Origin of the sequence: Brevundimonas sp. (assembly GCF_036402095.1) — a bacterium.
Classification (GTDB): Bacteria; Pseudomonadota; Alphaproteobacteria; order Caulobacterales; family Caulobacteraceae; genus Brevundimonas.
In genome coordinates this window covers 1-7,001 of record NZ_DASWTO010000165.1, presented here as the reverse complement: position 1 = coordinate 7,001, position 7,001 = coordinate 1, and the positions used below count along the sequence as shown (strand labels likewise).

Annotated in this window: 6 protein-coding genes, 1 tRNA gene and 1 pseudogene; 4 read left to right on the top strand and 4 right to left on the bottom strand. The window is 71.6% G+C overall.

Translation table 11 applies throughout. From position 1 onward, the window contains the following. Positions 1-2 precede the first annotated feature (2 nt). Positions 3-91: transfer RNA gene (locus VGD32_RS11295), tRNA-Ser, on the bottom strand. Between the two features lie 136 nt (positions 92-227). Between VGD32_RS11295 and VGD32_RS11290 the strand changes: the two genes are divergently transcribed. Genes VGD32_RS11290 through VGD32_RS11275 form a run of 4 tightly spaced genes read left to right on the top strand, consistent with a single transcriptional unit; the run spans position 228 to position 5,126 of the window. After that, positions 228-1,802, top strand: a complete 1,575-nt coding sequence (locus VGD32_RS11290; protein ID WP_331031984.1) for an exopolysaccharide biosynthesis polyprenyl glycosylphosphotransferase — start codon at positions 228-230, stop codon at positions 1,800-1,802. Next, entirely contained in the window at positions 1,802-3,247 is a 1,446-nt protein-coding gene (locus tag VGD32_RS11285; RefSeq protein WP_331031983.1) for a lipopolysaccharide biosynthesis protein, read from the top strand. The genes VGD32_RS11290 and VGD32_RS11285 overlap by 1 nt, the downstream gene beginning before the upstream one ends. Further along, entirely contained in the window at positions 3,244-4,182 is a 939-nt protein-coding gene (locus VGD32_RS11280) for a glycosyltransferase family A protein (RefSeq protein ID WP_331031982.1), read from the top strand. The genes VGD32_RS11285 and VGD32_RS11280 overlap by 4 nt, the downstream gene beginning before the upstream one ends. Then, positions 4,182-5,126, top strand: a complete 945-nt coding sequence (locus VGD32_RS11275; RefSeq protein WP_331031981.1) for a glycosyltransferase family 2 protein — start codon at positions 4,182-4,184, stop codon at positions 5,124-5,126. Before VGD32_RS11280 ends, VGD32_RS11275 begins: the two co-directional genes overlap by 1 nt. 1 nt (position 5,127) lies before the next feature. Here the strand turns inward: VGD32_RS11275 and VGD32_RS11270 are convergent, their stop codons facing one another. The 3 genes and pseudogenes from VGD32_RS11270 to VGD32_RS11260 form a co-directional block, all read right to left on the bottom strand. Then, positions 5,128-5,316: a hypothetical protein gene (locus VGD32_RS11270; RefSeq protein WP_331031980.1), complete on the bottom strand. Its 189-nt coding sequence runs from the start codon at positions 5,314-5,316 to the stop codon at positions 5,128-5,130. Positions 5,317-5,392: 76 nt separating this feature from the next. Then, positions 5,393-6,094, bottom strand: a complete 702-nt coding sequence (locus tag VGD32_RS11265; RefSeq protein ID WP_331031979.1) for a hfsB — start codon at positions 6,092-6,094, stop codon at positions 5,393-5,395. Between the two features lie 61 nt (positions 6,095-6,155). Next, positions 6,156-7,001: pseudogene (locus VGD32_RS11260) on the bottom strand (chain-length determining protein); the annotation flags it as partial.

The following is a 7,001-nucleotide window of genomic DNA, read 5'->3' as shown; positions in this document are numbered from 1 at the left end:
GGCGGAGACGGAGGGATTCGAACCCTCGGTACCCCTTACAGGGTACGACGATTTAGCAAACCGTTGCCTTCAGCCACTCGGCCACGTCTCCGGCAGGCGGCGTGGATAGCGGAGCGCGCGGGCGGGCGCAACGGGTCTTGGACAGCGGCCGCAGGGCAGACCACCGTTAACGCGGCAGTGAGGGGGGCTGTGCAAGGTGACGGCGAACCCGCCAGTGCGAGCCGAGATTGACCGACGCCGCGAGCCGCCTTTCGTTCGACGCCGACCCGGCCGTGGCCGGCGGCCTCGACATGCCCGCCCTGCAGGCCCTCGCCGGGGCGATCACGGCCGACCGGACCGCGCCGGCCGACGGCGCCGCCCGCCGCGGCCCGTTCCGGCCTGAAGTCTGGCTCAACGCCCGGCAGCGGCACGCATCGCGGCTGGCGGCGCACTATTTCCGGGCCTTCGACGTCCTGGCGGTGACGGCCGTGACCCTGCTCTGCGCCTGGGCCTCGACACCCGGGCCGCTGCTGCACGCGGACGTCTCCCTGCTGGTCCCGTTCGGCCTCGGCGCGCTGACCGTGCTGACCCTGATGCGCTCGCTCGGCCGCTACCGGTTCGCGCGCGGACAGACGACGTCGCTGCATCTGGCCTCGGTGGCGGGGATCGTCGCGGCGGGCGCGCTCGTCGCCATGATATCGGGCTGGGCGCTTCAGGGGGCGACGGCGCAATGGACCGCGTGGCTGGTCTGGAGCGCGCTTGTGCTGATCAGCCTGTACGCCCTGCACATGGGCTGGAGCGACATGGTCGGACGCTGGCGGGCGTCCGGAGCCCTGACACCGAACATCGTGCTGGTGGGAGCTACGCGGCGGGCGGAGAGCCTGATCCGCGAGGCCCTGAAGCGGCGCGACCTGAACGTGCTCGGCATCTTCGACGACCGCCTGGCGCGTGCGCCGCGGTCCATCGAGGGCGTGCCGGTGCTGGGTACGGCGGACGACCTGCTGAGCCACAAGATGACGCCCTATGTCGACCGGGTGGTCCTCGCCATCGATCCGAAGGCCGAGGCGAGGGTCCGCGAGCTGACGGCCCGGCTGCGCATCCTGCCCAACGAGGTCACCCTGCTGGTCGAGCCGGCCGGCGAGGCCGAGACACGCTCGGCGCTGAATCGTCTGGCCGCGGCGCCGCTGGCCGACGTTCAGGGCCCCGTCGACCACGACCGTCGCGCCTTCAACAAGCGGCTTCAGGATATGGTGATCGGGCTGGTCGCCCTGCTGCTGCTGGCGCCGCTGATGGCCCTGATCGCCGTGGCGATCCGGCTGGATAGCCCCGGCCCGATCTTCTTCCGGCAGCGCCGCCACGGCTTCAATCACGAGGAAATCGTGGTGTGGAAGTTTCGCTCGATGAAGCAGGAGGCCGCCGACGCCACGGCCAGCCGCCAGGTGACCCACGACGACGACCGCATCACCCGCGTCGGCCGTTTCATCCGCAAGACCAGCCTCGACGAGCTGCCGCAGCTGCTCAATGTCATCACCGGCGAGATGTCGCTGGTCGGGCCCCGGCCGCACGCCATCGGCATGAAGACCGGCCACGTCGAGAGCGCCCGCCTCGTCGCCGAGTACGCCCATCGCCACCGCATCAAGCCCGGCATGACCGGCTGGGCCGCCGTCAACGGATCGCGCGGCCCTCTGCATACGGCGCAGGACGTGCGAGCCCGCGTGCGCCTCGACATCGAATACGTCGAGCGCCAGTCTCTGTGGCTCGACCTGTGGATCATGGCGATCACCGTGCCGGTTCTGCTCGGCGATCGTTCGGCGGTTCGCTGATGTTCTGGCGCGGCGTCTGGGGCTACCTGCCCGCCAACATCGTCCAGGGCGTGGTCGGCTTCGCGTCGATCGTGCTGTTCACGCGCCTGCTCAGCCCCGAGGATTTCGGGCGCTACGCCCTCGCCTTCTCGGTCATGACCCTGGCCCACGTGGCCGTGTTCAGCTGGCTGGAGGCGGCGATGGCCCGGTTCTGGGCGGCGCAGGGACCGGGCGCCGCGACACGGGGACATTTCGCCAGCCTTTACCGGACGGCCTTCGGGCTCAGCCTGGCCTTCCTGGCGATGACGGTTTTGACGGCGTGGATCTGGCCGGGCGACCCGCTGTTCCGGATTGCGCTGGTCGCGGGTCTGGCGGGCGTGCCGGCCCGCAGCCTCGTCAAGCTGGGCCAGGAGCGCTATCGCGCCGCCGGTGAAGTTGGCAAGGCCGCGGGGCTCGACATCGCCGTGACCATCGGCGGCCTGGCGGTCGGCATCGCCTTCGCCGTCGCCGGATGGGGCGCCGCCGCGCCGCTGCTGGGTGTCGGACTGGCCCCCCTGGCGGCCCTGCCCTTCGTCCTGCCGGGCGAACTGAGGCAGGCGCGCGGCGGGGCCTTCGAACCGGCCCGGGTGCGGGGCTATGCCGTGTACGGCTATCCGATCGCGGCCTCGCTGGCGCTGACCGTCGTGCTGTCGTCGACCGACCGCTTCCTGCTGGCGGCCTTCATGGACGAGGCGGCCGTGGGCGCCTATCACGCCGGCTATTCGATCGCCAACCGGACCCTGGACGTGCTGTTCCTGTGGCTGGGCTCGGCCGGGCAGCCGGCGCTGGTCATGGCGCTGGAGCGCGGCGGCCCGGAGCGGTTGAAGACGGCCGCCCGCGAGCAGCTGTCGACCTTCCTGCTGATCGGCCTGCCGGCGGCGGCGGGCGTGGCGCTGGTCGCGCGCCCCCTGTCCGAGGTGCTGATCGGCGAGGACCTGCGCATCGCAGCCGCCAGCGTGACGCCCTGGATCGCTCTTTCGGCCCTGCTTTACGGCCTCACCGCCTACTATTTCGGCCAGGCCTTCACCCTGGGCAAGAAGACGAAACTGCTGCTCGTCGCCATGGCGGTTCCGGCGGCGATGAACGTGCTGCTCAACCTGATCCTGGTGCCGCGGTTCGGCCTGATGGGCGCGGCCTGGGCGACGGCCGCGAGCTTCGGCCTCGGCCTGCTGGCGACGCAGATGATTGGGCGGCGGGTCATGACCTTGCCGATCCCGTGGGAGAATTTGATCCGCTGCACCGTCGCGACTGCGGTGATGGCCTTGGTGGTGGCGCGACTTCCGGCCATCGGCGGCCTCGCCGAACTGGCGCTGGACGCCACGGCCGGCGGAGCGGTCTACGCCGCCGCAGCCCTGACGCTGAACGCGGCCGGCGTCCGGGATGTGGCCGCGCGGCTGCTGGCGCGGCGACGGAAGGCGACGGCATGACCGCCCGCGCGAAGATCACCGACAACGCCGCCTGGAAGCGCGCCAGACCCGCTCTGTCGGTGCTGACCCCGTTCCTGCGCGACGACCCGTCGGACCTCCTGGCCCTGCTCGACGAGGAGGCCGCGTCCGTCGGCGGCGCGGTCGAGGTGATCGTGCTGGATGACGGCACGCGGGACCCCGCGCTGACGGCGCGGCTGACGGCGCAGATCCGGGCCATGGCCCTGCCCGCCCGGCTGATCACCCTGCCCGCCAACGAAGGCCGTTCCATCGGCCGCAACCGGCTGGCGGCGGCGGCGCGCGGCGGCAGCCTGCTGTTCCTCGACAGCGACATGCGGCCGGATCATCGGCGCTTTCTACGCGACTGGGCCGAGTTGGTGGCGCGCGAGGACCCGGCCGTGGCCTTCGGCGGCTTCTCGCTGCTGCAGGCTCCGACCGACGCCCGTTTCGCCGTGCACCGCGCCATGGCGGCGAAGTCGGAGTGCGTGCCCTATACCAAGCGGGCGAAGCAGCCCGAGAAATACGTCTACACCTCCAATCTGCTGGTTCGGCGCGACGTGTTCGAGGCCGAGGCGTTCGACGCCGGCTTCACCGGCTGGGGCTGGGAGGATGTGGAGTGGGCCATGCGGGTGTCGCGCCGCTTCCGCGTCGTTCACCTCGACAACGCCGCCACCCACATGGGCCTGGACACCGTGGCCTCGCTGGCTGGCAAGTACGAGCAGTCGGCGCCCAATTTCGCCCGCATGGCCAGCCGTCACCCGGAGATCGTCGCCGCCTATCCGAGCTACAGGGCGGCCAGGCTGCTGAAGCGCCTGCCGGGATTGTCGTGGCTACGGCGGCGAATGCGCGGGGCGGCCGAGGCCGGCTGGCTGCCGGTCTCGGCGCGGGCCTTCTCGCTGCGCCTGTACCGCGCGGCTCTCTATGCGGAGGCGGTGTGATGGCCGACGTTGCGATCATTATTCCGACCCTGCGGCGGCCGGAAAGCCTGGAGCGGGCCTTGCGTTCGCTGTTCAGCCAGACGGGCGTCGGCGACCGGATTGCGGAGATCGTGGTCGTCGACAACGATCCCTCGGGATCGGCCATGGCCGGAATCGAGGCCTTGCGGCGGCTGGCGCCATGGCCGCTGCTCTATGTTCACGCGCCGCGGCCCGGGGTGGCGACGGCCCGTAACGCCGGGCTCGCCGCCACCCGTGCGCCGCTGATCGCCTTTCTCGACGACGACGAAGCCGCCTCGCCCCGCTGGCTGGCCGCGTTGATCGAGGCCCGGGAGACCACCGGCGCGGACGCGGTGTTCGGCCCCATCACCGGCCGCGCCCCCGAGGCCGCCTCCTGGTTGAAGCCGTATCTGGAGCGGTTCTTCGGGCGCGAGGGGCCGGACCGCACCGGCCTGATCGACAGCCCTTACGGCTGCGGCAATTCGCTGATGGTGCGGGCCACCGCCCTCCCCGGCCCTGCCCCCTTCGACGCCGCCTCGGACCAGGCCGGCGGGGAAGACGACGCCCTGTTCGCGGCTCTGCGGGCCCGCGGAGGCCGCTTTGGTTGGGCCGCGGAGGCTGTGGTGGAGGAGTTCGCCCCCGCCCACCGGGCGACGCTGCGATACGCTCTCGCCCGCGCCTTCGCCTATGGCCAGGGCCCCAGTCAAACGGCGGCGGCCAGCCGCGACTGGCCGGCCGTGGCACGCTGGATGATCATCGGGGCCGGCCAGGCGGTGGTCTGGGGCTTCGGCGCCGCCGCCCTCACCCTGATCCGCAGTCCGAAGCGGGCGGACCTCTACGACCGCACGGCGCGGGGCGTCGGCAAGCTGTTCTGGATGAAGGGTTTCGAGCCGCATTTCTACGGCGCGCGCGAATTGGCGCGCCTGGAGCGCGCCACCGCGATCTGAGTCAGCCGCCGCGCAACGCGCGATCGACCGCGGCGTTTGACTGCGCCGCAGCCTGCGCCCGGGAGGCTCGCATCGCGGCGTCCGAGGCTTGCGGCTGCGCGGCGGTCGTGGCGGAGGCCTCGTCGACGGTGCCGCAGGCGGCGAGCGGTGACATGACGGCAAGGCAGAGGCAAACGATCATAAGGCGCATGGCGGCTCTCCCGGCAAGGTTCCAGTCTCGATGGTGCCGTGGAGCCGTCCACCCGTCAAGGTTGATGCCCCGACCGTCAACCCGTCAGCCGCTTCAAGAACGCCGGCGGTTTGTAGGTCGAACGGTTGACCACGACGCCGGCGATCTTGCCGCCGGCCGCCTCAATCTCGTCGCGCAGGATCAGGGGATCGCCCGCCGCCGTGCTCTCCGCGGCCACCACCAGCACGGTGGCGTCGACGAAGGGCGCCAGGGTGATGGCCATGTCGTTGCGGTCGGCGGCGGGACTGTCGATGACCACGGTGTCGGCGTGCCGGCGCAGCGCGTCCCAGTAGCGGGGATCCGCCAGACCCTCGGCCCGCTGGCCGGAGCGCAGGTGCTCGGTCGCGAACCGGGTCACCCACAGCCGCCCGCCGAGACAGGGCCGCGCCGTCATCAGCCGGGCCGGATGCACCGGCTTGCCCGCGCGGTCGGTGATCCGCGGTGTGACGGCGAAGAAGATCGAGCCGTCGGGCGTGGCCATCGCAGGTTTGCCAAGCGCGCCGAAGCGATCCGGCTCGGCCGCCACGGCCTCCATCTGTCCCTGCTGCGCCAGGTCCGCATCGATCAGCCAGACCGGGCGACGGGCGCGGACGGCGGCGAGCCGGGCGTACTCCCGCGCCACGGTCGAGACCCCCTCGCCCGAATTGGCCGCGGCGATCTGGATCACGCGTCCGCGGTGACCCGGCGCCGGGCCCAGCGCCGCCCAGAGAGCGGCCATTTCGGATGTCAGATCGACCATCGAATCGCTACGCGCCCGGCTACAGGCCCCTACGCTACCATGACGGGCGCGGAGGCGCGCATCAGCGGGCCTTCATCGGGGCCACGGCCAGCACCGGCATCTCGAGGGTCCGGCCGGTCGAGGCGGGCGTGACGTAGCCGCGGCGGGTGAACACCCGAAGGAGGCCGACGCACAGGGCGGTAAAGCCAGCGAACAGGAAGACCACGGCGAGCAGCGGGGCTTTCAGGCTGGAGCCCCGCGTCGGCGCCTCGGCGCGCTCAATGACGGTGACGTTGTCGGCTCCGGCGGCGACGAGGGCGTTGTCCGCGCGCGCCTGGGCCTCGCGCTGCTGAAACTCACGGATGCTGGCCGTCAGCACCTCGCGATTGCCGGCCAGATTGGCGTTGGTCGATTCCAGCCGCGTCAATTCGGCCAGCCGCGAACGCAGCGTGGCCAGTTGGCGCTCGGCCACGGCCAGGCGCGCGGCCAGACCGTCGCGATCGGCGGCGGCGGTGATGCGGGCCGTCTCGATGGCGGTGAAGACGGTGCTCGGCCCGGTGCGAACCTCCTTGGCGCCGACCGTCGTGCCGGTGGCGACATAGGCCTGCAGGTCGGCGATCTGCTGGTCGATGTCCTTCACGGGCTGGGCGTCCGGCGTGTAGCGCGACAGCAGGGCCTCGCGTTGGGTGCGCAGTTCGAGGATCTGGTTCTGGGCCGAGACATTGAGATCCTGCTGCAGCACCACCTCGGCCGGCTGCTGCGCCAGCTGCGCCTCGAGGGTGTTGAGGCGCTGCGTCGCCTGGTTCAGCTGGGCGCGCAGCGACAGGGCCTCGGCGGACTGGGCCTGGTAGTTCGCCGCCAGCGACGCCTTGGCGGTGGCGAAGTCGGCGATGTCGTTCGTGATCATGAAGGCCTGATAGGCGGCGTC